This window comes from Massilia sp. CMS3.1, from assembly GCF_051262535.1.
In the GTDB taxonomy this organism is placed as follows: domain Bacteria; phylum Pseudomonadota; class Gammaproteobacteria; order Burkholderiales; family Burkholderiaceae_D; genus Telluria.
The window spans coordinates 1-26992 of record NZ_JBIMES010000011.1 but is presented as its reverse complement, the minus strand read 5'-3'; the positions used below and the strand labels follow the sequence as shown (position 1 = coordinate 26992).

Below are 26992 nucleotides of genomic sequence, written 5' to 3'. Positions count from 1 at the left end.
AACGCTTTCGCATAGCTCCATCGGATTGCGACAAGGTGCATGAAAAGCGGGATGGCCTGCACAAAACGGGGACCGACACGAAGTCACCAAGCTCCCCTGACTCGACGGTAACGGTCCGCTTTCCGCTCCCCCCTGCTAGACGTGAACGGACGCGGCCATTCCGGCCGCCGGGGAGGGAAGATGGGGGGAGTGTTCGCCAGGGTATGCGCCTGCATGGTTGCCAGGCGCAGGGCATGGCGCCGCGCGCGCAACCTGCGCTCTGGCGGCGTACTGGCGGCGCCGGCGGCGTGTGCGCCCGGCTGGCGGGTCGGGTCCCGCTTCTGGCTGATACTGCTGGCCTCCGGCTTTGCCGCCGGCGGCGCCCTGCTCATCGCCGGCCACGCGCGTTCCCTCGGCACGGCGGCGTCAAGCCGCCTGGCCTCGGGCGGCGGGCCTGTGCGGCCGCTCGCGTCCTTCCAGCCGGCGCTGCCTGGCGTCTCCTTCAGCATACCGGCGCAGCCTGGCGTCACCCTGTCGGCGCAGGCTGGCGGCGCCTTGCTGATCGCATCGAACATGCGTGCCGAACGGCCCGTCGTGATCGACCTGTGCAGCCAGGCGCTGGCGGGCGGCACCCGACGGCTTGCGGTACTGCGCATCGGCTACCGTTTCGATGAGGTGGCACGCTGGGCCGCGCGCAACGAGACCGCGGCCAGTCCGGTCACGCTGAGAAATGTCGTGCTTACCGGTGCTGGCATGCCGCGGGTCGATATCAGCGGCGCGCTGGGTTCACCCTTGCAGCTGGCCTGGCACGGTCAGGGCGCGCGCTGGATCGGCGACGCCAGTAGCGGCAGCATTGCGCGCGGCGAGCGCGGCGCCGTGGTGCTGGGGCGCGAAGGCTGGCTGGTGTGGGAAGCGCAGGCCGCGCTGCGCGTGGCGCGCCGCGCCAGCGCCGCCTGCCCGCAAGGCGGCGAGCTGCTGCTGACGCGCTACTCGGCGGCCCCTGGCCCGGGATCGGCTGCTCTGGTCGCCGCCTTCCCCGAGCGCGGACCGATGCGCAGTACCCGTCTGGCCCCTGGCGACTACCGGGTGCCGGGGGAGGCGAGCGCGCCACTGGAAGACGGCGCCTTGTTCGACAGCCTGCTGGCACGCGGCTTCGTGCGCCTGGCACCGGGTGGACTGGTCGAGGTGGCGCCGCGCGACCTGCTGCAGTGGCGCGCGGCCGCTCCCGCCCAGCGCAGTGTCGACTTGCGCGGCTGGGACCAGGTTGTGTTTGACGACGCCGGCCGGCGCCTGCTGGAGCGCTTGCACCACCGCGCCGACGGCGCCTATGTGCGCGAACAGGTCCGGGTCTTCAATGACGAACGGCGTTTATTCGCCTGGCGCCTGCGCCCGGGGTTTGACAACGGGGCCTGGCAGGCGCAGGCCGGATCGATGAGCGCCGCCACCAGCGAGGCAATGCCCCTGGGCGCGTCGCGCCTGTTCGACGCCTTGCCGCAGGGCTGGGCGCCGTGGCGGCGCGTCGCCGGCTGGCCCGGGACGGCGGCCACTGCGCGGCTGGTGTTGACGCTGGCGCAGCCGGCCAGCGGGAACGAGCGCTTCGACATCATGCTCATGGGGCGGGTGAGCGCCATCGCGGGCGCCGCGCCCGCTGCCGTGCGCCCGGCCTGTGGCGGACGCGCCTGCCGCCGGCTTGACGACGTGCGCGAACTGGTGCTGGTGCCGCAGCGCGGCGCGCGCCAGGTCGTGATCGAGGCGGCGCCGCTCGACCTTGCCGGCATGGGGGGCGGCGACGCGGCCTACCGCCACCTGCAGATGAAGGAAGGCCGGCTCGCCTGGCAGGCCCTCCCGCACACGGCTCCAGCCCCGGGCGCGGCGTCCGCACCGGTGATGCTGGCCGACCGCAGCGGCGCGCCGCTGTGGGAAGGCGGCAGCCCGACCGCCGCGGCGCGGGAGGCCGGCCTGGCCACGCTGCTGGGCCTGAACCCCCAGCACGCGAACAGCGTGGCCGGCATGCTGGCGCGCCTGCCGGCGCCAGGCGGGCGCGCGCATGCGGCCACACTCACCCTCGACATCAAGCTGCAGCGTCTCGCCGCGGCGGTGCTCGAGTGCGTCGGCATGCGCCGCGGCGGGTGGGACGGCGCGCGCTGCCAGGGCGGAACCAGCCCGCCGGACGGGCGCCAGGCCGGCCTGGTGCTGCTCGATACCGGCAGCGGCGATATCCTGGCCGCGGCCAGCAGCGGCGCTGGTGCGCCCGCCGCGCACGCCGACTGGCGCGAGCTGCGCGATTTCGATCGCGTCGATCCGGCGCGCAGCCTGCTGCGCCAGGCGGCCCTGCAGCACGACGGCGGCGCCGAGCGCAGCCCGGGCTCGACCTTCAAGATCGTCAGCGCGCTCGGGCTCGAGCTGGCCGCCCAGCGCGACCCGCGTCTCGACGCGCTGCTCGGCGGCATGCGGCTCACCGACATCAACGCGCTCGCCGGCACGCGCGGCTTTGCCTTTCGTACCGATGCCCCCAGCTATCCCAACGCCGGCACGGGCGCCCGCATCACGAATTTTCGCGATGGGAACCTGGACCGCCGCGCCATCGATGGCAGGCTGGGCCTGGCCCAGGCGCTGACTTACAGCCTGAACACCTGGTTCGCCTGGGGTGCGGAACTGTCCGACGCCAGCCTGATGGGCAAGGCGCAGGGCGGGGTGCCCAGCCTGCGCGCGCTCGACGACGCGGCCTTGCTGGGGGTGCGCCCGATCGCCGACATGGCGCGCCGGCTCGGCTTCGAGCGTCCCTTGCCGCTCGACGGCGGCCTGCTGCCACCGGATTACGACTGGCGCGGCTGGGACGCGCTGCAGGCGAGCAGCGCGACTTCCGACCCGATCGGTTCGCGCCACGAGCTGCGCCAGATGGCGATTGGTTTGCGCATGCAGGCCACGCCCCTGCACATGGCCCTGGCCGCCGGCGCGGTGGGCGAGGGCAGGGCGATCGCTCCGCGCCTGCTGCTGGCCCTGGACGGGCGCAGCGCGCAAACGCAGAAGGGCGAGGCGCTGGGCGTGCGCCTGGACCGCATCCGCGCCGGCCTGCACGGAGTCGTCACGACCGGTACGGCGGCGAGCGTGTTTAAAGGACCGGAGTTCGACCGCCTGCGCGCCGGCCTGTACGGCAAGACCGGCACCGCCCCCGTCGGTGAGCAGGGGCAGGCTGGCGTCTGGTTCACCGGCTGGCTCGAACCGGGCAGTCTGCCGGGGCAGACGCGGCGCCTGGCGTTCGCCGTCTTCGTCGGCAGGTCGGATGCGACCGGCGGCGAGCACGCGGCGCCAGTGGTTGCGGCGCTGCTGCGCAGCCTGGCGCAAAAGAACTGAGCCGCTTCGGCGCGCCTTGTTCTTGTGTTTCTATGGCATGATTTGCAAAATCCGTTTTCTGACGGATACGCCATCGACACAAGAGGAAGGTATGCGTTTGCCGGGAACCCGGTATCAGGAGCCTGGCTGGGAGCAGGTGCGCAAACTGCTGGGACAGTGCTCGCTCGACGCCTTTGCCCGCTGCGACCTGGCCGAGCTGCTTCCACCCGCCTCGGGTGAGGATGCGTTGGCCCGGTATGTCGATCTGCTAGCCGACAGCCTGCACGCAGCCAGCCGCAGCGCGCGCGCGCAAGCACCCGGCAACAGCTATGGCGACAGCGTTGTCGAGCTGGCGCTGCTGCTGGCGTATGAACTGGCCGCGCGCCCTGGCGACTGGGAGGCGTTTCGCACGGCGCTGGCGGGCGAGCAGGCACGGGTGCCGGCGTTCTGGCGCCAGGGCGGCGGTGAAGCCCTGCTGCGCAAGAAAGTGAACGACATGTTCGCGCTCCTGCGCGACAAGGTCGACGCCGACAATTACCAGGTAGCCTGCGGGCGGCCCTGCAGCCCGAACCGCATCTACGCTTACCGCATGCTCGACACGGCCTACGGCGAGATTGCGCGCCTGTTCGCCGGCTGGCGCGAGCACCGCGCCCAGGTCGGGGCCATCCTGGGACGACCGCTCGAGACGGCGCTGCCGATCGAAGTGCGCCAGCTGGCGTCGATCGCCGGCTGCCGGCCCGCATGGATCCTGCGCTGGAGCGAGAGCCTGGAACGTTTCAGCGGGTCGCCCGGTCCGCTGCACACGCGCTCGAAACGGTTCGACAGCCTGAAGAACAAACCGGACAAGATAGGCGAGATGCTGGCCGAGATCGGCGAATACGAGACCCTGTCGGCGAACCGCGACCGCGACTGGCTGCACGACCTCGACACCTCGGCCGCCTGGATCGACGATTACTGGCGCCTGCTGGACGAGTCGAACGCCGCCGGCACGCCGGGGCCGGACCTGATCCTGGAAGCGCTGGAAGACGAGCTCGACGCGGTTGAGGCGCCGCAGCCGGCCGCGGCGAGCGAAGACGAGGACCCGGTCGCCGTGCTGCGTGCGCAGTCGGTTTCACTGCCCCCCGGCTTTGTGCTTGCGGCGGGCGCGGCGCAGGATCCGGGCAGCTGGAGCGCGCGCATGCTGGCCGGCGAATCGCTGGCGGTGCGCCTGGCCGTGTATGCAAAACTGCTCGGGCCGGATGACGACAGTTATCCGGACGCATGGCGCGATCCGGCGACGCATGCGCTGCCGACGATGGCGCAGCTGGCCGCGCTCGACGCCGTCTCGCTGCCGACGCTGCGCAAACGGCGCGACGCGGCCATTGTCAGGCTGGGTGCTGCCGCTGAAACACCGAATGGGAGAAACGAATGAAGACGACGAGCGAGTTCGACCGCAAGCTGCGCGAACGTGTGCTGCTGGCGCCGCGCGTGGAAGGCGACCGCCTGGTGCTGGGCGACGCCACCCTGCGTGCGGCCCTGGACGGCAGCCGGCCCCTAAGCGCCGGCGAACGCGCGGCCCTGCAGGCGTCTCCCCTGACCACGCGCCGGCTGCGCACGCTGGCGCTGGAACGCCGCGCGGCGGCAAACGACGCCTGGCACGGCAGCGCCGGCATGCTGCGCGCGGCCGACAGCGGCGCGCAGCTGACGCAGCTGGCTACCGATGACGGCTTCTGGCGCCTGCATTTCATCGAGGGCGGCACGCAGCGGCGCGTGATCCTGCAACTGATGCCCGATGCGCCTTTCGCGGCGCGCCTGCTGCGCGAAGCGCCTCTGTTGCGCGTACTCGACGGCGCCGGCGCGCACCTGCTGTCCGGACGGCTCGACCCGGATGGCGAATGCGAATGCGCCTGGCCCTTCGCCGACGCTCCCGCCATGCACTTCCAGCGCCATGGCGCGGCGTTTTGCGTGCAGCCGGCGGCCTAGCGATGCTGGAACTCTTCAAGCGCATGGCCCGCGCCCCCGCCGTCGACGGTGACGGACTGGGCACGCAGGTGATCGCGCGCCTGGCGCCATCGGGCTGCACGCTGCCACCTGGCTGCACTGCCGTGGTGGTGGCCGCCAGCGGCCACACGCGCCGCGCAAGCGCGAGCGCTCGCGTCAACCTGGCCGAGAACGAGACCGGCTGGTGTTTCCACGGCGGCCCGTATGGCTGCGACCTGGTGCCGTTCGCCGCCGCGCCCGAGATCGGGCTGCGCGTGCATTTCGCCATCGACAGCCTCGACCCGCGCGTGAGCCAGCAGCGTTTCGACCTGTTCCTGGCAAGCGAAGCGGCGGGCGAGCTGACGCTCGCCGATCTGGCGGCGCGCATCGAGGCGGCCCTGCAGCGCGAACTGGCTCAGGGCAACCTGGAACTGCCCCCCTGCACGAGCCTGGACGAATGGAATGCGTTCCGGGGCGGCTTCAACCAGCTGCTTTACACGCGTTTCGGGCTCACGGTCGACGATTGCGTGCCGGTCGACCTGGCCGGCACCCGCGATTTTGCGCGCGCGCTGGCGGCGCGCGCCGTGGTGGCCGACGCGCCTGTTGTGCACACCGCGGCGACGCTCGCGCCGGTGCCGGGCCTGGCAGCCGGGCAGAGCGCGACGCCCCAGGGCGACGCGCATGCGCTGCGCCGCCTGTTCCTCGAACTGCCCTGCGTGATGTGCCGCCTGCGCGAGGCGGCGCTGCCGCAGGGGCAGGATATGTTCCGCCAGCAGCAGGCCTTGTTGCGGCGGCTTGATCTGGTGTGCCTGGCTGCCTCCACCATGCCGGCGCTGGGACTGGCCGCGCCTGGGCAAGCGCTGGCGCCTGACGTGCAGCTGCGCCGCGCGCAGCACAGCCTGCGTGCGGCCGCCGCGCTGGACGAAGTCTGGGCGCTGCTGGCGCGCCTCGAGCAAGCCGGGGACCCGGGGCTCGATTCCCTGTTCGATGAAGCCGACCGGATCGTCGCCAATCTCGAACACGCGCTGGCCGGGCGCAAGCGCGTGGCCCTGGAAGAGGAGGACGCATGAACGCGCCATTATTCAATCGTCCCGACACGGTCGCGCTGCGCAGTGCGCTGCCTGGGGGCGGCTATGTCACCGTCACCGCCACCCGCCGTCCGCGCGCCGGACGCGCCGACGTCAAGTGCAGCGCGCCTGGAACGCCGCTCGTGGCTGCCCGCATGGCGCTGGTCGCACGCCTGGCGCGCCATACCGAAGCGCGCCACGACAGCCGCGACCAGGTCGTCATCAGCATCGACCGCGCGCCAGGCGCCCACGAGCGCGACTGGGAACTGGCGGTGGTGCTGGCCGACCGCGCGGTGCGCGGCCTGCTCGCGCTCGGGGAGGGCGTGGTTGCCAACGGCTGGTCGGACGCGTGGCAACTTGGGCGCATCGACGGCCACGCCGTGGCGAGCCTGCCCGAGGGCGCGCTGCGCGGCGGTCCGGGATATTTGCACCATCTTGGTGCATTGTGCGGCCAGCCCGACGTGTCCGCTTCGGTCTCGAGCGCGCGCGCCTGGTTCCCGCTGCACAGCGGCGGCATCAACGACGCCCTGTGCTGGGTCGAGGTCAGCGTCTATCCGCTGGGCGAAGGCGAGACGCCCGGCGAGGAGCCGATCGCCGCGCCCGGGCTCGACGGCGTGCGCCAGCTGGCGCTGCGGCAGGTTTTGCTTGGTGCGCGCCATTTCGACGGCGAACAGCTCGGGCGCTGGCGCACCACGGTGCGCTTCGGCCACGACGCCTTTCATGGCAATTCCTACGAACTGGCGCTGGTGCTGGCCGACCGCCTGGCCCGTGGACGCGAATTCGTCCCGCGCGGGCGCATCATCGCCAGCGGGTGTTCGGGCGCCTGGCACGCCGGGCTGGTCGATGCGGTCGAAGGGATGGAGCCGAAGTGCGCCCTGATCGAACGCGAAGCGGGAGGCGGCGACCGGGTGCTGCTGCCGCGCGCCTGGGAAGGCCGGTTGCCACCCGGCCTGCGGGACGCCCTGCGCGCAAAGGGGGCAAGCCTGGCCTGCGTCGAGCGCATCGGAATCATTTGAGGCCGCGCCTGATAGAATCGGCGCTGGGCCGTTGGAAGTTGAGAATCACCTGAGGATGGAGTCGGATCATGGTCCAGATGTTCGGTTTTGGCGGTAGCAAGTGCCCGCGTTGTGAGCACAGGAATGCGGGCGGCGCGGGTTTCTGCGCGGCCTGCGGCATCACGCTGGGTGCGCCGAGGAATGCGCCGCTGCTGGTCGACAATCGCTGGATCGCCGGTCCCGACGAGTTGGCCGTGTTCTTCGGCGTGCAGGCGCTGTCCGGCCTGTTCGTGAAAACCCTGCATGTGCCGGCCACCGCGCGCGCCTACATCCTGCAAGGCGACGCGGCCACCGAAGTGCCGCAGGGCGAATACGAGATCGAAGGCTTCTTCTCGCGCCTGAACCACCTGCTGCGCGACGGCCATGCCGACATCCTGATCACGCGCACCAATGCGCTGCCGGTCGAATTCACGTTCGACGACCTGGAGACGGCCGAGCACCTGGCGGTCGGCGCGCGCTTTACTGTGAGCCTGCGCATCGAGAACCTGCCTGCCTTTGCGCGCCATTTCATGACCATGCCGGGCACGGTCACGACCACGCAGCTGCGCGAGCTGCTGTTGCCGGCCGTGCGCCAGCTGGCCGCCGAATTCGTGGGCGCCCGCTCGCTGCGCGAGATGGCGGGGCAGGCGGCACTGCGCGGGCAATTCGACGAGCGCCTGCAGGGCGCGCTGCGCCTGCTGCTGGCCGACTACGGCCTCGGTGTGGTGGGGGTGGACACCCTGGCCCTGCGCCACGATAAATTCGACGCCAACCGCGCGCGCATCGGCACGCTGTGGCTGGCCGCCGACGAGCGCCGGGTGCAGATGACGCATGTGCGTCAGCTCGAAGAGCTGTACGACGAAAACGAATGGCACCGGATCACCCGCGAAGAGCAGGCCGCGCGCCGGCGCCTGCGCCGCCTCGAATTGCAGGAGAAGGAAACCCTGGATCGGCGCGAGGTCACGCTGAACTATGCCGAGCGGGCAATCGCCATGCGCGCGCGCGAAATCGACCTGTATGCGCGCGTGGCGGAAGCGAAATCGCGGCGCGAAGCAGTCGAACGCGGCGCCGGCGAGATCCTGGCCGAACTCGAACACGACCTCGCGCAAAAGCGCGGCCAGCGCGCGGGCACCGAGGCCGAGTGGGCGCACCTGCAGGCGCTGGCCGCCATCCGCATGCGCAGTGCGCTCGAAGTGGCGCAGCAGGAAGCGGCGCAGGCACGCCTGCTCGCGCGCCAGCGCTTCTCGCAGCAACTCCTGACCCAGCAAATCCGCAACAAGGTCGAGCAGGCGAAAGAAATCGAGGACGCCTCGCGCCGGCGCGCGGAACTGGCGCGCCTGGGTGAGAGCGAAGCGGCGGCGGCGCAGCGCGCGCGCGACCTCGACGAGGAAGAGCACAAGGCCCAGTTCGAACTCGTGGTGCTGGCCAATGCCGCGCGCCGCCGGGTCGCCGAGCGCGAAGAAGAATGGGTCGAGCTGCAGGCCCAGGTCCGCGTGCGCGAACGGGTGCGTGGCGAGGACCTGGAAGCCGAAGGCGTGCAGCAAAAAATCGCGGCCCTGCGCCGCGACGGCGACCAGCAGGACGCCATTGCCCAGCACGAAAAGCTGCTGCGCACGATCGAGGCCGAGCACCGCCAGGCGAGGGCAAACAAGGAAGTCGAGCTGCTGGCCGAGGAACGGCGCCACCAGCAGCGGCGCGCCGAGCAGGAGGCCGCGTGGCAGCAGGAACTGCGCCGCATGGGCGTTGAGCGCGCCGAACGCGCGTCCCAGCTCGAACACGCGCTGGCGCTGGCCCGGGTCGAGATCACGCGTTCGCAATCGCTTGACGCGCTCGACGACACCACCAAGCTGGCCGTGGCCGGCGCCCCGAATGCGGCGGTTCTGGCCGACTACCTCAAGACACGGGTGCACGCGACCATGGATGCCGACCAGCTGGCCGCGCTTGCCGGCGTCGTCGCTGCCGGCGGGGCCATGGGCGCGCTGGACGCGGCGCGCCTGGCACAGGAAACCCTGGAGCGCGAGCGCGTCCGGCGCGAAGTCGAGGTCGACAAGGACCGGCGCCACCAGCTCGACCTGCTCGCGCTGCAGAACGACGTCAACAAAACGTCGCTCGGCGCGCAGGCGCAAGTGGCCGGCAGCGTCGGCGCGGCGGTCACCGCGGCAGCCGTCGCGGCGCCTTCCCATGCACAGCGCGCCTGCATCCATGGCCACCCGGTGCGCGGCAACGACCGCTTCTGCGGCGCCTGCGGCGCGCCGCTGGGTTGACGAAGGCCAGATGCAAACAGCCATCGACAAGATCCGCGAGCTGCGCGCGCTGCACGAGGACGGCCTGCTCAGCGGCGAGGAATTCGACCTGCGCAAGAACGCCATCCTCGACGCCGCCTACGCGCTGCCGGCGGCGCAGGCGCCACGCGGCACCGAACTCGGTCTCATGGCCGGCCAGCAGGTCGGCCCGGCGAACCGCCGCTACCGTCTCGAGCGCCTGATCGCGCTCGGCGGGATGGGCCAGGTCTGGCAAGCGACCGACCTCGCCACCCACGCGGAGCTCGGCCACAGCGCCCAGGTCGCGCTCAAGATCCTGTCGCCCGAACTGACCGAAAGCGCGGGTCACGCCAGGCTGCTGGTGCAGGAAGCCACGCGCGCGCGGCGTTTGGCGCACGAACACATCGTGCGCGTCTACGACTGGGCGCAGGACCCGGCTACCAGCAGCTATTTCGTGATCATGGAATGCCTCGAGGGCGAAGACCTGGAAAGCCTGCTGGCGCGCGAAGGTGCGCTGCCCCTGGGGCGCACGCTGGACTTGCTGCGCCCCGTCGCCGCGGCCCTCGACTATGCCTGGGAACGGCACCGGCTGGTGCACCGCGACATCAAACCGGGCAATGTGTTCGTCACCGCGCGCGCCGAGGTCAAGCTGCTCGACTTCGGCATCGCGGCACGGGCCCGCGCCGGCGAACGCACCTCGACTGAAGCACCGGCGATGTCGGGCACGCCCGGCTACCGCGCGCCTGAGGCGGGCGCGCCGGGACGCGAGCCCTCGCGCGTGCTGGACGTGTATTCGGTGGCGGTCATGGTGCACCAGATGGTCTCCGGCATGGTCACGCCGACGTCCGGCACGCCGGCGCGGCCCGACGGACTGTTGGAGGCCCAGTGGGAGGCATTGCGCAGCGGCTTCGCGCAGGACCCCGCGGCGCGCCCGCAGAGCGTGTCGCAGCTGCTCGAGCGCCTCGGGGCGGCGCAGGCCGGGCCGACGGCAGCCGACCAGGAAGCAGCGCCAACGGAGGCGGACGTCGTCGTTGTTGAATTGACTGCTGCCGAGCCGTCTGCGGCAGCCGCCGCCGACGCACCCGCGCCCGACCCGGCCGCACGGCAAGCCCAGGAAGCCGGCGAGCGCGCACGCAGCGCGGCCGTCGCGGCGGCGTCGCAGGCTGCCCGGCAACGCCTGCGCGAACAGCAAAAGCGCGAGCGCGCCGAGGGCGAGGTGGCCCGGCGCGCACGCCGTGAAGCCTTGCGCGAACAGCTCGCCGCACGCCGCGACGAGGAAGTGGCGAAGACGCGCCAAGCCCAGGACGACGCCCAGCGCAAGGCGCTGCAGGCCAGGGCGGCGGCCGCTTACCTGGCCGAGCAGGAGCGCGTCAGGGCGCAGGGCGCGCCGCAGGAAACGCCCGTGCCGGCGGTCACGCCCGCCACGCCGCCGACGCTGCTGCGCGACCGTTTCATCGAGGGAGACAGCGAAGGCCCGGAACTGGTCGTGCTGCGCGCCGGCCGCTTCCAGATGGGTTCATCCGAACACGAGCGCAAGATCGCGATGGCGTGCGGTGCCCAGAAAAACTGGCTGGCACGCGAAACGCCGCAGCACTGGGTCGGCATCGCCCGGCCTTTCGCCATCGGCCGCTACCCGGTGACGGTGGGCGAATGGCGCGCCTTTGCCGAGGCGACAAACTGGCAGCCGGGCGGCGAGGTCAACTGGGCCGCACCCGGCTTCGCGCAGCTCGATGCGCATCCGGTGGTCGGCGTCTCCTGGCACGACGCCCAGCAGTATGTGGCCTGGCTAAGCGAGCGCACCGGCCAGCGCTACCGCCTGCCGAGCGAAGCCGAATGGGAATACGCCTGTCGCGCCGGCACCAGGACCGCGTTCAGTTTCGGCGACGCAATCGACACCTCGCTCGCCAACTATGACGGCAATTTCACCTGGCATGGCGGCCAGCGCGGCGAATACCGGCGCGGCACCACGCCGGTCACGCAGTTCGCCCAAAACCCCTGGGGCTTGCACGACATGCATGGCAATGTCTGGGAATGGGTGCAGGACGTGATGCACGACAGCTACGAGGGCGCGCCGGGCGACGGCAGCGCCTGGGAAGAGGGCGGCGAACGTGCGCGCCGCATCCTGCGCGGCGGCTCCTGGCTGTACAACCCGCGCTACCTGCGCTCGGCACTGCGCAATGGCTTTTCTGCGGTGATGTCGAACGACATCGTCGGCTTTCGGGTGGTGCGCGAACTGCCCGACGAGGCGGATGAATCCGACGTTTCCTGAGATCGATTTCTTAAAGGTAGGGTGTGGAAGTCTGTCCCCGCCTGGCGTAAACTGAACGTCGTCACACCGACGTCGATAGCCCACAGGAGGGCGTCATGAGAATCCCCGAAGAGCTGCGCATTCCGGCCATCGTGTTCGCGCTGCAAGCGGCGCTGCTGGCTGGTTGCGCTCTGGTGTTTGTGGTGGTAATGAGAATGGGGCAGTGAGAACCTGCTCCCGCAGGTTCTATGCCCGGACCTTCTCGGCGCTGCGCTCACTCGCGGCGGCGCGTTCCTGCGCCCGCAGCACCAGTGTGGCCGGACCACTCCGGTATTCCGGATATGGCCGGGCGGCGAAGCGCGCGCCGGCCGGCCAGCCTGCCAGTCCCTGCGTGTCCATGGTCGGCGTGAGCGCTGTTTCCGCACCGCTCTGCGGATCGAGGTGCCAGAAGCCGCCGTCGTGGTGAAACAGGGGCGGCAACCCGAGCGCTGTCATGCGCGCCGCGGTGCTTACACCGCGCTGCGGGTCGATCAGGTAGAAGGCCTCATGATCGATGCCGGCGTCGCACCGGTGCAGCAGGATGCCGTTCGACAGTACTGCCGTGACTTCCAGCACGGCCACGCCGGGAATGCTGGCCGTCAGTTCAATCCGCATGCCGGGGCGCAAGGCGCTTGGCCTGTGCTTGCCGGGCCAGGCGCCGTTGACCAGCAATCCATAGCGCGACACATCCTCGATCTCGAAGCCGGCGCGCGCCCGCCGGATCAGCGCGTGGCGGCTCGAAATGCGCCGCGTCAGGCCACCCAGCACGGGGCCCGATGCGCCATGATGCATGAGGCGGATATCGGCCTCGATTGCGCCCGGTTCGCTGCGCCCGATCACGACTTCGTCGAGGGCGAACAGCCGAAGATAGCGCGGCCCGCCGATGTCGGACGCTTCCCTCAATACCAGGCAGGCCGTGCTGGCCGGGCAGGGGTGGACGGCGGCTTCAAGAGGCACGTCGATTTCGAGCAGCTCTTCATCCCAGGCGATGCTGGAAAAGCCGAGGTCGATCTTGCCGGCGCGCGCATCGAGGTCGAGGTGGGCAATGCCGGCATTGCTCGCGCTGACGTCGATGTCGACCCGGCCACCGCCGGTGCGCGCCTGGACCCGCGCGATCGAGGCGTCGTCGGCGTGCACGCGCACGTTCTTGTGGGTGGCAAGGAAAGTCTGGTGGATCTCGTTCAGGCTGGCGTCGGCGCGTGGCGCCAGGATCAAGAGGGTGGCGATCCAGGTGCGCGCGCTGGTGCTCACCCCACCGAGGCGGCTGTGCAGTTCGACTTCGATGCGGTACTGGCCGTGCTCGCGCCCGCGCGAGGAAAATTCGAGGAAGACCGGCAGCCATTCGCCGCGTACGGTGCGGTTGAAACTGTGGCGCTCGCCGTTTTCCAGCTCCAGGTGTGAATTGGCGAGCAGCGCGACCTGCGCGGCGCAGTCGGGCGGCATGCCGCGCAGTTCGAGCTTGAGTACCTGGCGCCCACCCGCCGCGCGCGGATCGAAGCCGCTCACGTGCAGGTAAGGGCGCAGGGCGGCAGGGGCAGCAACAGGGCCGCCGAAGGGCAACGGGGCAGTATCAAGCGTGGCCGGGAGCGCCGGTTCAGCGGGCGCCGTCGTCTCCGGCTGGAGATGCCCGTGCGCGCAGGCAGGCTCGCCGGGCATCACCCAGACGGTGCAGTGCGGATGATCGGGGTGGCGGCAACGGTTCATGGAGTGGGCTTGGTGGACCGGGGAAGCTTACGCGAATTCGCCCAGCCGTGGCGCGCGGCAGTGGCTGCTGGCGTTCAAGGACTTTGGGGTAGTGCGGTTTCATCAATGCCGCTGCCGCCCACACGCAACACGATCGCGGTCAGGTTGTCCGGCTGTACGCCAACCGGCGGATGCTGCGCCATCTCGTCAAACAGCGCATCGAGGCAGGCGCGCGCATCGCCGCCCGCGAACAGGCGCGGCCAGCGCGCGACGAATTCGGCCGGATCGCTGCAGGACCAGAAGCCGTCGGTGGCAAGCAGGTAGGCGGCATCGATGCGCAGGTGGATGGCGCGCCGGTCGGGCAAGGCGCGCAGCCAGGGCGGCAGCGTGGCCGCGTCGAGCCCGAACAGGCCGTCGTCGAGGCGCGCCGGGTCGGCCAGGGTGTTCCCGAGGATGAAGGCCTGGGCGATCTGGGGCGCGTGGCTGCCGTGCACATGGCGCCACCAGGCCGCTTCGTCGAGCAGCCCGGCCATGGCGAGCACCGTGGCGGGCACATGGTCGACGGTCAAGGGCGTGGCCGCTCGGGGCGTGATTTCGTACAGGCGCGAGTCGCCGGCGTGCCAGAGCAGCGGGTTGCCGGTCGCCGGCATTTCGAGCATGGTCAGCGTGGTGCCGGGGCGTGGGCCGGCTTCATGCAGGTCGTCGAAGCGTTGTTGCAGGCGAAAGTGCAGGCCTTCCAGGTAACGCGTCAGGGTGTCGACGTCAAGACAGGCGGGAATCGCGAGCAAACCGGCGGCCACCGTTTCGGCTGCCTCGCGTCCATGCCCATGCCCGCCCATGCCGTCCATGACGGCCAGGCGCAGGTGGCCCGGCGGCCAGCCGTCGACCTGCGCCGATTGCATGGCGCCGCCCGCCAGGTAGCTGGCGCGGCCGGCAGCGTCGATGGTCAGGAAGTTGTCCTGGTTTTCCAGGCGCTGGGCGGGGCCTGCGCCGATCCGGCTTTGCGCCGCCACATCGAGCCGGCCGCCATTTGCACCTTCAAGCATGTTCTTGTCGCTCCATCGTCGTCACTCGCCGCGCAGTGTCCAGCCCATATCGTATGCTATGTTATGGTTTTGCCAAAGCCCCGCACGACATGCTGATTCGCCCGTTGATTGCATCCGACTTGCCCGCCTGCGCACACCTGCTGCACGACAGCGCCAGTGAATTCATTGTGCACGAGTCAAGCCGGGAGGGCGCCTGCACTTTCCTGCGCGAGAACGACGAAGCGGGTATCCGCGCTTATGTCGCGGCCGGCCATATTTATCATGTGGCGGTCGACGCCGGCGAGATCGCCGGCTTCATCGCGATCCGCGACAACAGCCATGTCTTTCACCTGTTTATCGACAAACGCTGGCACCGCCAGGGACTGGCGCGGCGCCTGTGGGACGTCGCGCGCGAAGCCGCCATGACGCGCGGCGCCAGTGGCGTGTTCACGGTCAACGCATCGAACCACGCCGTGCCCGTGTACGCGGCCTTCGGCTTCGAGCGCAGCGCGCCGACCCAGTGCGTCAAGGGCTTGTACTTCAATCCGATGCGCTGTGAACTCGCCACTACTCCACTAGGGCGAACGTTCGTCGGCGCGCCGTAACCACAGGCTGCTGGCCCAGCCTTCGAAGCGCTGGCCGTCGGCCTGGGCCGTGACCTGCCACCAGTCGCCGTCGCGCTTGCCCGTCGCCCGCACCACCGACCCGGCCGGCAGCACCAGCACCCGGCGCGCCCCGATGCCGCGTTCGGCACGCAGGTTGAGCGCATCGGCGACGACGTAGCTGCGTCCGGCGCGCGGCATGTCGGCGCCGGCCACTTGGCGGGAGGCCAGCAGTGCGACCTGCGCCGGCTGGCGTAGCGGCGCCAGCCAGTACCACAGCGCGGCGCCGATTACGCCGGTCCCCAGCACCAGCACCGCCAGCGCGCGCGCATTCGGCCGGCGCCACCAGGCGTGCGGCGTGCAGCGCGCCGCCAGCACCAATGTGGCCAGCAAGGCGGCGCCACAGCAGGCGAGGGCGAGGGCGGCGGCCGACATGCTCAAGCCTCGACGCGCAGCACGTAGTGGCCGGCCACGATATGGTGCCCGACCGGTACCAGGTAGGGTGTGTCGCCGGTTGCCGTCTCGATCGCGGCCACGAATCCGAGCCGCTCGTCGAGGTGGTACAGCGCCTGGGTCGGCGACTCGCGCGTGACGCGGTAGCCATCCGGCCCGGCCTCGAAAGCGAAGGCATTGCGCGACAGGCCGAGGCGGTCGGCGCCACCCGCGTCGACCCCGTCGGCGCCGCGCAGGCAGGTGGCGGCATCGAGCACGCGCAGGCTGGAAAGCATCGGCGCGCTGCGACCGAAGACGTGGCGCGTTCCGCCCACGACCGGCATGCCTTGCGCCTGCGGCAGGCAGACAATGGCGCTGTAGCGCTCCGCCATGTGCGGCATCGGCGCCAGCACGCGCACGTCGACGCCGTCGACGGGTGCGAAGCGGTTCGGCACGGCGATGCGCTGGCGGCCGTCGGGCGTGACCGCGTACAGGGCGTCCGCCGCGTCGAGCGCGAAGCCGAGCAGGCAGTCAGGCGTCAGGGGGCCGATCGTCATGTCGCGCCGGATGCCGAACTCGATGGCGGCGGCGCCCGTATCGCGGTAGCGCGAGAGGCGCGGCAGGGCCAGCGCGGCGAGGCTGACGCGCTGGCGCATCACTGGCGCGTAGGTTGCGTCCTGGCTTGCGACGGCTGCCGGCGCCGGGACCGCGCCGGCGCGGTGCAGGGCGGGCACCGCGGTCAGTTCGGCATCAATCGGCGTGTGTGCGCGCGTCTTCCAGACAGCCGGCGCGCGCGTGGCGGGCGGCGCGCTGCTCGGCTCCGGCGTGGCGGCGGCCTGCGGCTGGCCTGGCGCCACTTTCAGGAGCAGGCGCGGCGGCGTGCCGGTGGCGTCGGCAGCACGGGCGCGGATCGTGTAGTAGCCGCTGGCGGCGTCGAACGCGCATTCGAACGCGTCTTTTGGACGCACCTGCACTTCGATCGGGGCATCGGGGCCGTCGTTGATGAGGAGGATGTTGGCGTCCTGCGCGAACGGCCAGCCCGGCACCGCGTGGGTCGCGCTGGCCGCATCGGCCCCGAGCACTGTCAGGCGCGCGTTCGGATACACCGGGCACACCGGCTGCCAGATGGCACTGTCGCGCGAGACGCTGACCGTGTACAGGACTTGTTCGTTCGAGGCCGGCAGGTAGACCGCGTGGCCGAACTTGATTTCGACCTGGCCCGGCGCCAGGTCGTCGGAACCGAGTACGTGGTAGCGCACGTCGTCAGGCCCGAGCAGGTCGCCGAAGTCTTTCTGGTGCAGGGCCTGGAGCGTCTGCGCCAGGTCGCGCACGCGGGCGCCGCGGGTCAGGTGGCGGTCGTCGTCGACCTCGTCCTGCGGCAGCACCAGGGTGACGTGCGAAAAGCAGCGGGTGGCGGCGCGTCCGCGCTGCTCGCGCGGGGCGCGTTCGAGCAGGTCGCGCAGGAACGGGCGGCGGTTGAGCAGCGCCAGGCCCGGTGCCTGCCACAGGGCTTCGGCATTGAACACGTCGCTGACGCGGTTCAAGGTTTCGTGTTGGACGTAGACCGGCATGATGAATTCTCCTCGATTGATGGGGCGCCTGCGGCATGGAAGGCTAGCAGGGGGAAGATGAAAAACAGCAGGTGCGAGCCGCCGGCGGACAGGAAACTCATCGGCTGGCCCATGATCGGAAAGAACGCGAGATTCGTGCCCCAGGACAGCAGGAAGTGGCCGAAGAGGAAGGCCGCGCCGCCACACAGCACGAAACAGCGAAAGCGCCCGAGCCAGGCCTGGCGATAGTCGCGTGCGCTGCTGCCCCCTTGCCAGGCGCGCCAGGCGCTGTGCAGCAGCGCGCACAGGAACAGCGCCTGCAGCACCCACAGGATCAGTCCCGACGCCAGGCCGTGTCGCTGCAGCAGGAAGGACGGCGCGAAATCGTCCTGCACCGCGGGGATCGCCAGCGCCTCGAGCGCGCCGTGCCCGATTGCCGCCAGGCCAAACAGGCCGTCGGCCCCGAACCAGCCGCCGCTAGCGATCGCGCCCGCGCCCAGCAGCAATTGCTGGCCCGTGTGCGGATGGGCCGCCGGATCGAGCCAGACGCCGAAGCGCTCGCCATAGAAACTCCACTGCGCGACCTCGCCCGGCGCCGCGCCGCGCAGGACGGCCAGGCCCAGCAGGCAGGTCCCCACCAGCGCCGCGACGGCCAGGGCAGGGCCGGGTTTTCGCGCCGCGCACGACCAGGCCAGCAGCATGGCCGCGCCCCAGACCAGCAGCAGGATCAGCGGTGAATAATCGTCGACCTGCACCAGTGCCACGGCCAGCAGCAACATGAACACCAGCGCGGGCGAGGCCAGGCGCAGCCAGCGCAGGAGCGCGCTGCCGCGCGTTGCTCCTCCACCGAGACCGAGCGCGAGGCAGTGGGCCGTCAGCACCGTCAGGGCCAGCTTGGCGAATTCCACCGGCTGCAAATCGAATACGCCGGTCTCGTTGCCCCAGCCGACCTGCAGCAGCAGCGCGCCCAGCGCCGCGCCGGCGAGCAGCAGCAGCAGCAGCTCGACCCGGGCCTGGCCCGGCGCCTTGGCGCCCCTGAACTGCCCGGCGACGCCGAGCAGGCCCAGGCCCAGCGTACTGGCAGCGGCCGTCTTCTGGAAGTGGCGCAGCCAGGAAGTGTCGGGCGCGCCGGTGCCCAGTTCCAGTTGCAGCAGCAGGCCGGCGGCCAACAGCAGCACGCCGAGCGTCATCACCGCGCCCGTGCGCCGTCCGGTGAACGCATACCACAGCGCCGTCCACGACAAAAGCAGCGCCGGACCCACGCCGGGTGCATTGCCGGCACGCTGCGCCAGCAGCAGGCCGAAACCGGCGACCGCCAGCGCGATGCCGGCGCCCAGGCGCGCCGCGGCCGGTACGTCGGCGCGCCAGCGGGTGCGGCCGGCAAGGGCTGCGGCCAGCAGGCCGGTTCCCGCAGCGGCGGCCAGCGTCCACCATCCGGCAGCTGGCCAGGTCCAGGGGGCGCGCCGTTCCCAGTGCCAGCGCACGCCCTCGGGCAGCTCGGTGCGCGCCTCGTGAAACAGGCTTACCCGCTGCGCCGGTCGCAGGTGCAGCCTGCCCTGGTCGACACGTGCCAGCAGGCGCGTGCGCCCGACGACGATGGCGGTGACGCCAGTCAATGCTTGCTCGGCCAGCGCCAGGTCGCGCGGCATGCCCTTGTCCATCACCAGCAGCGGCACGCGCTCCAGGCCTGCGGCGGCGTAGAGGAAGGGCACGCCGTCTTCGAAGGCCAGCTGCGCGCTGCCCGGCGCCGCGCCGGCATTGCCGACCTGGATGCCGCAGGACAGGTTGCCGCCGAAACGCAGGGGGCGCGCAAGTGTCAGCGCGCGCGGCGCCATCCGGTTCCACAGGCCGAGCAGGCGCGCACCTGGCCCGGTGCCGGGACAGGCGCCGAGCGCCTGGCCATCGCGCCGCACGCTCGCGCCATCGTAATGCCAGGCGTGCGTGCCGTCGCTGAAGGCCACCACGCCTTCGTTGACGGAGCTGAACCGGTAATGCGCGACGCCGAGCTGGATCTGGAGGCCGGCCTCCACAGTACGGGCGCCGCTCTTGAAGCGTTGCGTGCCGCGTTCGAAGCGCAGGCCCTGGACCCCGTCGGCGCTGGCGGCATACCAGGCCCCGGCTGCGTTGCGGCGCAGGCGCAGGTGGCGGCCGCCGGCCTGGGGCGCCGCCAGCTCGTCTCGGCCCAGCAGGAGCGCGGCGCCGGGCGCCAGGCTGACCTCGATCGACGCCGGCAGCCAGGCCGGCGGGGTGCGCAGCAGGGCCAGCGCCTGCAGAAAGCACAGCAGCGCGAGCGCCGCCGCCGCGAGGATCTTGATGCCGGGCACGCGCATCAGGCGGCCCTCGGCCATGAAACGCCCTGGGCCGCCGCGATGAGGCGGCTGATCGCCAGCGCATGCGGCGGGCGGTCCTGCGCGCGCCTTGCGAGCAGGGCACGCAGCAGCGTCAATGCCGCCGCGCCCTCAGCTTCGCCGCCGGCGCAGGCGAGGAAGCGCGCCGCTTCATCGTCCGCCAGGATTGGGGGCAGGGCGCCGCGCAGCTGCGCGGCTGCCTGGCCGCCATGTTCGCGGAAGGCGTCGCCGCAAGCGCCGCAGTAGCGCAGCGTGGCGCCGTCGGTGACCAGGTAGTAGAACAGGGCGCCGAGGGAGAAATAGTCGGCGCGCGCGTCGGTGACATAGCCGAGCGGCGCGTCCTGCAAGGCCGGGAAGAATTGCTCGGGTGCCTGCCAGCTGGCGGTGCCGGCATACGAATGGGCGCGCGTGTCGGCCAGGCTGCGGTTGGTGCCGAAGTCGGCCAGTTTCAGGCGGGGGCCTGTGGCGTCGACCAGCAGGTTGGCGGGCTTCAAGTCGAGATAGCGCCAGCCGTGCCCGTGCACCCGCGCGAGCGCCGCATTGACCTGGCCGAGCCAGGCGAGTGCCTGTGCCAGGCCGATGCGGCGGCCGGCTGCGGTGCAGGCCGCCATGTGCGCGGTCAGGTCGCCGTCCATCAGTTCGAGCGCCAGCGCCGGCAAGCCGTCGTGCAGGCCATGGTCGAGCAGGCGCACGATGTGGCGCGCATCCCAGGGAGCGAGGCTGGCGAGGAAAGCAATCTCGCGCGCCGCGCATTCGCTCCAGCGCGTGCGCAGGGCCGGCTCGGCGCGCTCCATCTGTGCGCGGTTGACCAGTTTCAGCGCCACCGAGCCGAGTCCGTCGCGCTCGGCGCGCCAGACAAGGCCGTAGCTCGACCCCGCCAGCTGCTCGCGCAGGCGGTAGTGGCCCCCGCCCAAGGTCACGATGTCGCCGCTCTCTGTCATGCTTCCCCCGGTTCAACGCGGCCAGGATGCCGCTGCGCACAGCTAGCGGGGGGAGGCGCAAACGCTGGCGGTGACGCACACTGGGGACGAAAAAAAACCGCGCCCAAAAGGGCGCGGTTCCTGGTACAGCCGGGCTGGATCAGCGGCGATAGCCGTCGCGATAGCCGTCGCGATCGCGGTAACCGTCGCGGTAGCCGTCGTGGTCGCGGTGCCCGCGGTGGCCACGGTCATAGCCGTGATGACGGCGGCCGCGCTGCTCGACATACACGACCGTCGGCTCGCGGTAATAACGCGGCTGGTCGTAGTACACCGGGCGGGGCTGCTCATAGTAGACTGGGCGTGGCTGGGCATACACCGGCGCTGGCTGGTAGTAGTCTACCGAGGCATAGCCGCGATTGTCGTAGTAGCGGCGGCCATCGTGACCGCTCAGCGAATTACCAACCGCCGCGCCGAGGACACCGCCGACGATCGCACCGCCGCCACCGCCCGCAGTCGCGCCGATTGCTGCGCCGAGCACCGCGCCGACCGCCGTATTGGTGCCGCGGTCGCCAGCGAATGCCGAGGGCGAGACGGCGACAGCGGCCAGGATCACCGCACCAAAGCATTTTTTGTTCAACATGGCATTTCCTTTTTCGCCGCAACCAGGATCGACATGATCGCTGTGACGCCGGGGCATGGAATGAACTATAGAGCGACTCCCTGCGACTGGCACCTGCTAATACAGATTCTTACAACTGATCCATCCCCGGTAACATTCTCCCGGTCCGCCTTGCAGACGGCCACGACTGCCCCATCTGGTTCGCATCGCCACTTTGCTGTCAACCCCATGTCCGCACGCCGCAACCTGCTCCTCGTCCTTTCCCTGCTGGTCCTCCTGCACGTGTATATCGGGCTGCGCCTGATGCCTGACCTCGGCCTGGGGCTGCCCGGCATGCTGGCTGGAAGCGCTCTGTTGGTGCTGTCAACCGTGCTGGTGCCGGTCGGGCTGCTGTCGTCCTCGCTGCGGCGCCGGCGCTGGTCGGAGCAACTTGCCTGGATCGGCCTGTTGGCGATGGGCCTGTTCTCCTCGCTGCTGGTGCTGACCTTCCTGCGCGACCTCTGCCTGCTCGTCGCCGCGGTGACCGCCTTTGACAGCGGCGCGCTGCAATATTCCAGCGCCCTGGCCGTGCCCCTGCTGGCCCTGGCGGCGAGCTGCATCGGTTTTGTGAACGCGCGGCGCGTGGCGCGCGTGGTGAAGGTCGATGTGCCGATTGACGGCTTGCCCGCTGCGCTGCACGGCTACTCGATTGCGCAGATTTCCGACATCCACGTCGGCCCGACAATCAAACGGCCCTACCTGGAGGCGATCGTCAAGCGCGTCAATGCACTCGGGGCGGACGCGATCGCGGTGACCGGCGACCTGGTCGACGGCAGCGTGGGGCGCCTGGCCCCCCATACCCAGCCGCTTGCGCGATTGTCCGCACCAGACGGCGCCTTTTTTGTCACCGGCAACCACGAATACTATTCCGGGGCCGAGGAGTGGATCGTCGAATTGCGGCGCCTCGGCCTGACCGTTCTCCTGAACCAGCACGTAGTGCGCGAGCGCGGCGGGGCGTCCCTGATGATTGCCGGCGTGGCCGATTATTCGGCCCACCATTTCAATCCCGCGCACCGCAGCGACCCGCAGCTTGCCGCCGCCGGCGCGCCGCCCGATGTGGCCGTGAAGATCCTGCTCGCCCACCAGCCGCGCAGCGCGACGGCCGCCGCCGCGGCGGGCTTCGACTTGCAACTGTCGGGCCACACGCATGGCGGCCAGTTCTTTCCCTGGAACTTGTTTGTGCCGCTGCAGCAGCCATTTGTCGCCGGCCTGCACCGGGTGCGCCGCCTGTGGGTGTATACCAGCCGCGGCACGGGTTACTGGGGGCCGCCGAAGCGCTTTGGTGCGCCGTCGGAAATCACCCTGGTGCGGCTGGTGCCGGCCTGACGGCAACTGCCTGCAACTGGCGGCCCGCTGGCCGGTGTTTCCGACAGCTGAGGCTGTAAAGACAGCCAAACCCTGCCGGATGCGCTATCGTTCTCATCCTCCCCATTCGAAGGATTGAACGCATGAACCGTCTCCGCCATCTTCCCCTCGGCATCCTCGCCGCCGCCATGTTCGCCGGGGCCACCCAGGCGGCCAGCCCAGGTAACGATCCGGCCGCGCTGGCGAAGATCCGCGATGCCGCGTTGCGCAGCGATTACGCCTGGGAACGCATGGCGGATATGACCGACCTGATCGGTCCGCGCCTGTCGGGTTCGCCCGGGGCGGCGGCTGCCGTGACCCAGGTGGCCGAGGCCATGCGCAAACTGGGCGCGAAGGTGACGCTGCAGCCCGTGAAAGTGCCGCACTGGGTGCGCGGACAGGAGACGGGCGAACTGGTCGAGTACCGGGGACGCCCGGCCGGGATCAGCCAGCGCGTGGTGCTTACCGCCCTGGGCGGCTCCGGCGCCACCCCGGCCGCCGGCCTCACCGCGCCGGTCGTCGTGGTCTCGAGCTTCGACGAACTCAAAGCGCGCGCGGCGCAAGTAAAGGGAAGCATCGTGCTGTTCGACGTGCCCTTCGACCAGGACATGGCGGAGCGGGGGCTTGCCGGCCAGGCCTATGGCCAGGGCTCGAACTACCGCAGCAACGGTCCGCGCATGGCGGCCGAACTGGGTGCGGCCGCGGCGCTGGTGCGCTCGGTGGGCGGCGCGACCTACCGCCTGCCGCATACCGGCAACACGAACTTGCAGGACGGCGCGCGCATCCCGGCCGCCGCCGTCACGGTCGAGGACGCGATGCTCATCACCCGCCTCGCCAAACGCGGCCCCGTGAGCATGCGCCTGGTGCTCACGCCGCAGATCCTGCCCGACGCCGACAGCTACAACGTGATCGCCGACTTGCCGGGCGTCGATAAACCCGATGAAATCGTCATCGTCTCGGGCCACCTCGATTCCTGGGACCTGGCCACCGGCGCCCACGACGATGCCTCGGGCGTGGCCAGTGCCATGGCCGTGTTCGAGACCTTGAAGAAGCTCGACTACCGCCCACGCCGCACGATCCGCATGATCGCCTGGATGAACGAGGAAAACGGCACCCGCGGCGCGCGCACCTATCTCGAGGCGAACACGGCGAACGCGGCCAGCCACGTCGGCGCGATCGAAAGCGACAACGGGGCAGGGCGTCCGTTCGGCCTGCGCGCGAGCGTGCCGGCGGCATCGACGCGCCTGTTCGCGCCGCTGCAGGCGGCCTTGCAGCCGATCGGCGCCGGCGTCTTCCAGCGCCAGGACGCACTCGCTACCGGCGACCTGTCCGGCCTGGAACGCGCAGGCGTGCCGAGCTTTGCGCCACTCATCGACACATCGCGCTATTTCGACTACCACCACACGGCAGCCGACACGCTCGACAAGGTCGATCCCGACAACCTGCGCCGTCACGTGGCGGTCATGGCGGCCACGGCCTGGTTCCTGGCCAACGTCGAAGAGCCGATCGGGCGCGCCGTCGTGCCTGCCCGCTAAGGCTACCGTTGTAAGTCGGCAGAGGCGCGCGACGACACGGCCGTACAGCGGCACGACTCCCGTCGTGCGCCATACGACTGCGCCGCTCGAGCAGCCTTTCTTATTCGATCAGCACCCGACGGACGGCACGCGCATGCCCGCGAAACGGCCGCCCGTACACGGTCTGGATGCCGCTGGCGAAATTCTCGCCCCAGACCAGTTGCGCACGCGTCTCGTGCGGTTCGGACGACCAGTACCACTCGCGCTCGAATTGTTCGCGCAGGTTCGCGAACAGGAGCGAGAGCTCGCGCCGGTTCGGCAATTCGCCGCCCTGCGCTGCCGTCCATTCGATCGCACCCGGCCAGCCGACATCGACTGCGTCCCCGGGGAGCAGGATCAGGTGGTGGTCGGGTACGCCGCCTTTGCCAAGGATGATGCCGGCGTAGTGTTCGCCTTCCTTCAGCGTGTCTCGTAGTTGCATATAGATGCCCATCGGTGTCCTCGCGCGTCGGTATCTGGTGAATACAGATATGACAGGGGCCGCTTCTCTTTAGTTGCCGCTTCAAACACGACATGGATCATGGTTCTGTTCGATTTCACGAAAATTCACCGTTTTAGCTGTTTGATACACCAGGAAAATTTATTGAAGAAAACGTTGAACTAAGGAAGTTTCCTAGCCTCCAAGCTTACGTATTCACTTTTTACGCCAGGAAATTTTCCCCATGAAAAAGCAAGTCATTAACGCAGTTCGTAATGCCGCCATCATCCTGATCGCTTCCTTTTCCGCAGTCGGCGCAAACGCGCAAACCTCGGCGCCGGTCGCCCTCAGCGGCTACCACAGCCTGAGCGCCACGCCTGGCACGCAGAGCAGCGCCACCCTGCCGGCAACGACGAATAACTATTATGTGTCGCCGACCGGTTCGGACACCGCCGCCGGCACCAATGCGGCACCATTCAAGACCCTGGCCCGCGCCGCCAAGGCAGCGATCAAGGCGAACACGACCGTGTTCGTGGCCCCGGGTACCTATGCAGGTGGCTTCAAGACCACGGGCAACGGTACCGCCGCCGGCCGCATCTACTGGGTGTCGACCACGAAGTGGGGCGCCAAGATCGTGCCGCCAACGAATTCGACCAACAAGACCGCCTGGGATAACCGCGGCAATTACGTCAGCATCATCGGCTTCGAAGTGGACGGCAGCAAGATCGCAGGCGGCACCAAGTGGACGCTGGGCATCTATACCGGCGGTTCGTACAACGTCATCGAAGGCAACCACGTGCACCACACGGCCAACACGATCGCCTGCAGCAGCGCCGGCGGTTCGGCCATCGGTGTCGACAGTTATTTCAAGGGCGTGATGGGCGACGTCATCGGTAACGTCGTGCACGATATCGGCCCTGCCGGCTGCACCTACGTGCAAGGCATTTATCACAGCACCTCGGGCACGATCAAGAACAATGTGGTCTACCGCGTCGGTTCGGCCGCGATCCACCTGTGGCACGATGCAACCAATGTGAAAATCACCAACAACACGGTGAGTGCGTCGAACTTCGGCATCATCGTCGGCGGCGGCGATTACTACTTCACGAGTGCCGGCGCGAACAATGTCGCCGTACACAACAACATCGTGTACGACAACAAGTACGGCATTTCGGAACAGGGCAAGACCGGCACCGGCAACACCTACCAGAACAACCTGGTGTTCAAGAACACGACCTATGACTGGCAGTTGCGGAATAGCCTGAAGCACACCGGCACCATCAGCTCGGACCCGCTATTGGCTGCTTACTCGCGCACTGCCGCGATGCCGAACTTCATGCCGAGCACTAGTTCCCCAGTCATCGGCCGCGGTACCGCAAGCTTTGCCCACCCGACCGACATTGACGGCAAGCCACGTAACCCCAGCACCGGTGTCGATATCGGCGCTTACCAGCACTGATCGACGATTTCGATCCTCAAGCCTGTCGGCTTGACTTACCCCGCGCAGCCGCAAGGCACGCGGGGTTTTTTACGTCGATTCCCGGCTGCGAGTTTTCCGACAGGTCATGACCGGCGCTGATGCGACATCGCTGAAAACACTAATTACTATAGGCAAACAACATTTGTAGCAATGATATCCGAAAGAAATATTTCCGCTAAAACGTTGAACTTAGGCAGTTGCCCGCCCTCAAAGTTATGCATTCACATTTTAACGTTAGGAAATTCCCGCATGAAAAAGCAAGTCACCGCAGCAAGCTCGAATCGTCTCAATGCAATTGCGCGCGCAACCACGTCCGCGCTGTTTATCCTCTGTGCCGCCTCAACTGCGCACGCCCAGGAACGCTCCACTGTGCCTGGCTACGATGCTGCCCGCACGGATTCAACGTCGTCCAGGCAGGTCGCCGCAGCGCGTCAGGTGATCGCCTTGTACCGCACCCTGCTGAACCGTGCGCCGGATCGGGATAGCCTGGTTTACTGGACGCGCCTCATGTCCCGGGGAATGACGATTGCGCAGGTCGAAGCGCGTATCAAACAGACGGATGAATACCGCGACCGCGTTGCGCCGGCACCGACTCCTGCGCCGGCTCCTGCACCGGCACCAGCACCGGCACCAGCACCAGCACCAGCACCAGCACCAGCACCAGCACCAGCACCGGCACCTGTGCCGCCTGTCGCTACGCCAGCTACCGCAAACAATTATTACGTTTCGCCGACCGGTTCGGACACCGCGGCCGGCACCAAAGCTGCGCCATTCAAGACCCTGGCGCGCGCCGCCAAGGCCGCGATCAAGCCTGACACGACTGTGTTCGTTGCGCCGGGCACCTACGACGGCGGCTTCAAGACCACCGGAAACGGTACGGCGAACGGCCGCATCTACTGGGTCTCGACCACCCAATGGGGCGCCAAGATTGTTCCTCCTGCAAGCTCGGCCAATAAGACCGCCTGGGACAACCGCGGCAATTACGTCAGCATCGTCGGCTTTGAAATCGATGGCAGCAACATTCGCAGCGGCACCAAA

Annotated in this window: 21 protein-coding genes; 12 read left to right on the top strand and 9 right to left on the bottom strand. The window is 69.5% G+C overall.

Annotated features, from left to right (window positions below; genetic code table 11):
- The first annotated feature begins 180 nt into the window (after positions 1-180).
- The 7 genes from ACHAC9_RS17575 to ACHAC9_RS17545 all read left to right on the top strand — a co-directional run bounded on the left by ACHAC9_RS17575 (position 181) and on the right by ACHAC9_RS17545 (position 11902).
- A complete protein-coding gene (locus ACHAC9_RS17575) occupies positions 181-3333 on the top strand; it encodes a penicillin-binding transpeptidase domain-containing protein (protein WP_435761716.1) in 3153 nt (1050 codons plus the stop codon).
- Positions 3334-3424: 91 nt separating this feature from the next.
- Entirely contained in the window at positions 3425-4723 is a 1299-nt protein-coding gene (locus ACHAC9_RS17570; protein ID WP_435761714.1) for a hypothetical protein, read from the top strand.
- A complete protein-coding gene (locus ACHAC9_RS17565; protein WP_435761712.1) occupies positions 4720-5274 on the top strand; it encodes a hypothetical protein in 555 nt (184 codons plus the stop codon). Before ACHAC9_RS17570 ends, ACHAC9_RS17565 begins: the two co-directional genes overlap by 4 nt.
- A 2-nt stretch (positions 5275-5276) precedes the next feature.
- Positions 5277-6341: a hypothetical protein gene (locus ACHAC9_RS17560; RefSeq protein WP_435761710.1), complete on the top strand. Its 1065-nt coding sequence runs from the start codon at positions 5277-5279 to the stop codon at positions 6339-6341.
- A complete protein-coding gene (locus tag ACHAC9_RS17555; RefSeq protein WP_435761708.1) occupies positions 6338-7354 on the top strand; it encodes a hypothetical protein in 1017 nt (338 codons plus the stop codon). The genes ACHAC9_RS17560 and ACHAC9_RS17555 overlap by 4 nt, the downstream gene beginning before the upstream one ends.
- Positions 7355-7422: 68 nt before the next feature.
- Positions 7423-9636 carry a hypothetical protein gene (locus ACHAC9_RS17550; protein ID WP_435761706.1) on the top strand — a complete coding sequence of 738 codons (2214 nt, stop codon included), beginning with the start codon at positions 7423-7425 and terminating at the stop codon, positions 9634-9636.
- Between the two features lie 10 nt (positions 9637-9646).
- Positions 9647-11902 carry a bifunctional serine/threonine-protein kinase/formylglycine-generating enzyme family protein gene (locus ACHAC9_RS17545; RefSeq protein ID WP_435761704.1) on the top strand — a complete coding sequence of 752 codons (2256 nt, stop codon included), beginning with the start codon at positions 9647-9649 and terminating at the stop codon, positions 11900-11902.
- A 225-nt stretch (positions 11903-12127) separates the two neighbouring features.
- Here the strand turns inward: ACHAC9_RS17545 and ACHAC9_RS17540 are convergent, their stop codons facing one another.
- Positions 12128-13624: an FHA domain-containing protein gene (locus tag ACHAC9_RS17540; protein WP_435761702.1), complete on the bottom strand. Its 1497-nt coding sequence runs from the start codon at positions 13622-13624 to the stop codon at positions 12128-12130.
- Positions 13625-13698: 74 nt separating this feature from the next.
- A complete protein-coding gene (locus ACHAC9_RS17535) occupies positions 13699-14649 on the bottom strand; it encodes a PP2C family protein-serine/threonine phosphatase (protein ID WP_435761700.1) in 951 nt (316 codons plus the stop codon).
- 89 nt (positions 14650-14738) lie between these two features.
- Between ACHAC9_RS17535 and ACHAC9_RS17530 the strand changes: the two genes are divergently transcribed.
- A complete protein-coding gene (locus tag ACHAC9_RS17530) occupies positions 14739-15233 on the top strand; it encodes a GNAT family N-acetyltransferase (RefSeq protein WP_435761698.1) in 495 nt (164 codons plus the stop codon).
- On the opposite strand, the gene ACHAC9_RS17525 is transcribed toward ACHAC9_RS17530, so the two are convergent.
- From ACHAC9_RS17525 to ACHAC9_RS17505, 5 genes are all read right to left on the bottom strand, one after another.
- A complete protein-coding gene (locus tag ACHAC9_RS17525; protein ID WP_435761696.1) occupies positions 15204-15665 on the bottom strand; it encodes an SH3 domain-containing protein in 462 nt (153 codons plus the stop codon). The two genes, ACHAC9_RS17530 and ACHAC9_RS17525, sit on opposite strands and share 30 nt — an antisense overlap.
- A gap of 2 nt (positions 15666-15667) precedes the next feature.
- The gene (locus tag ACHAC9_RS17520) at positions 15668-17233 is read right to left on the bottom strand and encodes a hypothetical protein (protein ID WP_435761694.1); all 1566 of its coding nucleotides are present in this window, start codon (positions 17231-17233) and stop codon (positions 15668-15670) included.
- Positions 17203-19560, bottom strand: coding sequence for an FtsW/RodA/SpoVE family cell cycle protein (locus tag ACHAC9_RS17515; protein ID WP_435761692.1), 2358 nt, complete (start codon positions 19558-19560; stop codon positions 17203-17205). The genes ACHAC9_RS17520 and ACHAC9_RS17515 overlap by 31 nt, the downstream gene beginning before the upstream one ends.
- Positions 19542-20501, bottom strand: a complete 960-nt coding sequence (locus tag ACHAC9_RS17510) for a protein kinase domain-containing protein (RefSeq protein WP_435761690.1) — start codon at positions 20499-20501, stop codon at positions 19542-19544. The genes ACHAC9_RS17515 and ACHAC9_RS17510 overlap by 19 nt, the downstream gene beginning before the upstream one ends.
- 139 nt (positions 20502-20640) lie before the next feature.
- Positions 20641-21120 (bottom strand): hypothetical protein, encoded by a 480-nt coding sequence (locus ACHAC9_RS17505; protein WP_435761688.1) that lies wholly within the window; start codon positions 21118-21120, stop codon positions 20641-20643.
- A gap of 207 nt (positions 21121-21327) precedes the next feature.
- Here ACHAC9_RS17505 and ACHAC9_RS17500 point away from each other — a divergent pair, with 207 nt between their 5' ends.
- Positions 21328-22464 carry a metallophosphoesterase gene (locus ACHAC9_RS17500; protein ID WP_435761686.1) on the top strand — a complete coding sequence of 379 codons (1137 nt, stop codon included), beginning with the start codon at positions 21328-21330 and terminating at the stop codon, positions 22462-22464.
- A 122-nt stretch (positions 22465-22586) separates the two neighbouring features.
- The gene (locus ACHAC9_RS17495) at positions 22587-24017 is read left to right on the top strand and encodes a M20/M25/M40 family metallo-hydrolase (RefSeq protein ID WP_435761684.1); all 1431 of its coding nucleotides are present in this window, start codon (positions 22587-22589) and stop codon (positions 24015-24017) included.
- Between the two features lie 100 nt (positions 24018-24117).
- Here the strand turns inward: ACHAC9_RS17495 and ACHAC9_RS17490 are convergent, their stop codons facing one another.
- The gene (locus tag ACHAC9_RS17490; protein ID WP_435761682.1) at positions 24118-24489 is read right to left on the bottom strand and encodes a DUF1566 domain-containing protein; all 372 of its coding nucleotides are present in this window, start codon (positions 24487-24489) and stop codon (positions 24118-24120) included.
- A gap of 229 nt (positions 24490-24718) precedes the next feature.
- On the opposite strand from ACHAC9_RS17490, the gene ACHAC9_RS17485 reads away from it, so the two are divergent.
- Positions 24719-25933, top strand: coding sequence for a right-handed parallel beta-helix repeat-containing protein (locus tag ACHAC9_RS17485; RefSeq protein WP_435761680.1), 1215 nt, complete (start codon positions 24719-24721; stop codon positions 25931-25933).
- Positions 25934-26501: 568 nt separating this feature from the next.
- On the opposite strand, the gene ACHAC9_RS17480 is transcribed toward ACHAC9_RS17485, so the two are convergent.
- Positions 26502-26633 carry a hypothetical protein gene (locus ACHAC9_RS17480; protein ID WP_435761678.1) on the bottom strand — a complete coding sequence of 44 codons (132 nt, stop codon included), beginning with the start codon at positions 26631-26633 and terminating at the stop codon, positions 26502-26504.
- A 2-nt stretch (positions 26634-26635) separates the two neighbouring features.
- Here ACHAC9_RS17480 and ACHAC9_RS17475 point away from each other — a divergent pair.
- Positions 26636-26992 (top strand): DUF1565 domain-containing protein (locus tag ACHAC9_RS17475; protein WP_435761676.1); only part of this gene is annotated, 357 nt, incomplete at its 3' end.

Bases quoted from the DNA above. Each gene is read 5' to 3' on its own strand.
- ACHAC9_RS17520 (WP_435761694.1), bottom strand. From the start codon at position 17,233: ATGCCGGTCTACGTCCAACACGAAACCTTGAACCGCGTCAGCGACGTG.
- ACHAC9_RS17510 (WP_435761690.1), bottom strand. From the start codon at position 20,501: ATGACAGAGAGCGGCGACATCGTGACCTTGGGCGGGGGCCACTACCGC.
- ACHAC9_RS17540 (WP_435761702.1), bottom strand. From the start codon at position 13,624: ATGAACCGTTGCCGCCACCCCGATCATCCGCACTGCACCGTCTGGGTG.
- ACHAC9_RS17515 (WP_435761692.1), bottom strand. From the start codon at position 19,560: ATGGCCGAGGGCCGCCTGATGCGCGTGCCCGGCATCAAGATCCTCGCG.
- ACHAC9_RS17535 (WP_435761700.1), bottom strand. From the start codon at position 14,649: ATGCTTGAAGGTGCAAATGGCGGCCGGCTCGATGTGGCGGCGCAAAGC.
- ACHAC9_RS17530 (WP_435761698.1), top strand. From the start codon at position 14,739: ATGCTGATTCGCCCGTTGATTGCATCCGACTTGCCCGCCTGCGCACAC.
- ACHAC9_RS17490 (WP_435761682.1), bottom strand. From the start codon at position 24,489: ATGGGCATCTATATGCAACTACGAGACACGCTGAAGGAAGGCGAACAC.
- ACHAC9_RS17525 (WP_435761696.1), bottom strand. From the start codon at position 15,665: ATGTCGGCCGCCGCCCTCGCCCTCGCCTGCTGTGGCGCCGCCTTGCTG.
- ACHAC9_RS17565 (WP_435761712.1), top strand. From the start codon at position 4,720: ATGAAGACGACGAGCGAGTTCGACCGCAAGCTGCGCGAACGTGTGCTG.
- ACHAC9_RS17550 (WP_435761706.1), top strand. From the start codon at position 7,423: ATGGTCCAGATGTTCGGTTTTGGCGGTAGCAAGTGCCCGCGTTGTGAG.
- ACHAC9_RS17505 (WP_435761688.1), bottom strand. From the start codon at position 21,120: ATGTTGAACAAAAAATGCTTTGGTGCGGTGATCCTGGCCGCTGTCGCC.
- ACHAC9_RS17500 (WP_435761686.1), top strand. From the start codon at position 21,328: ATGTCCGCACGCCGCAACCTGCTCCTCGTCCTTTCCCTGCTGGTCCTC.
- ACHAC9_RS17575 (WP_435761716.1), top strand. From the start codon at position 181: ATGGGGGGAGTGTTCGCCAGGGTATGCGCCTGCATGGTTGCCAGGCGC.
- ACHAC9_RS17495 (WP_435761684.1), top strand. From the start codon at position 22,587: ATGAACCGTCTCCGCCATCTTCCCCTCGGCATCCTCGCCGCCGCCATG.
- ACHAC9_RS17555 (WP_435761708.1), top strand. From the start codon at position 6,338: ATGAACGCGCCATTATTCAATCGTCCCGACACGGTCGCGCTGCGCAGT.
- ACHAC9_RS17545 (WP_435761704.1), top strand. From the start codon at position 9,647: ATGCAAACAGCCATCGACAAGATCCGCGAGCTGCGCGCGCTGCACGAG.
- ACHAC9_RS17485 (WP_435761680.1), top strand. From the start codon at position 24,719: ATGAAAAAGCAAGTCATTAACGCAGTTCGTAATGCCGCCATCATCCTG.
- ACHAC9_RS17560 (WP_435761710.1), top strand. From the start codon at position 5,277: ATGCTGGAACTCTTCAAGCGCATGGCCCGCGCCCCCGCCGTCGACGGT.
- ACHAC9_RS17570 (WP_435761714.1), top strand. From the start codon at position 3,425: ATGCGTTTGCCGGGAACCCGGTATCAGGAGCCTGGCTGGGAGCAGGTG.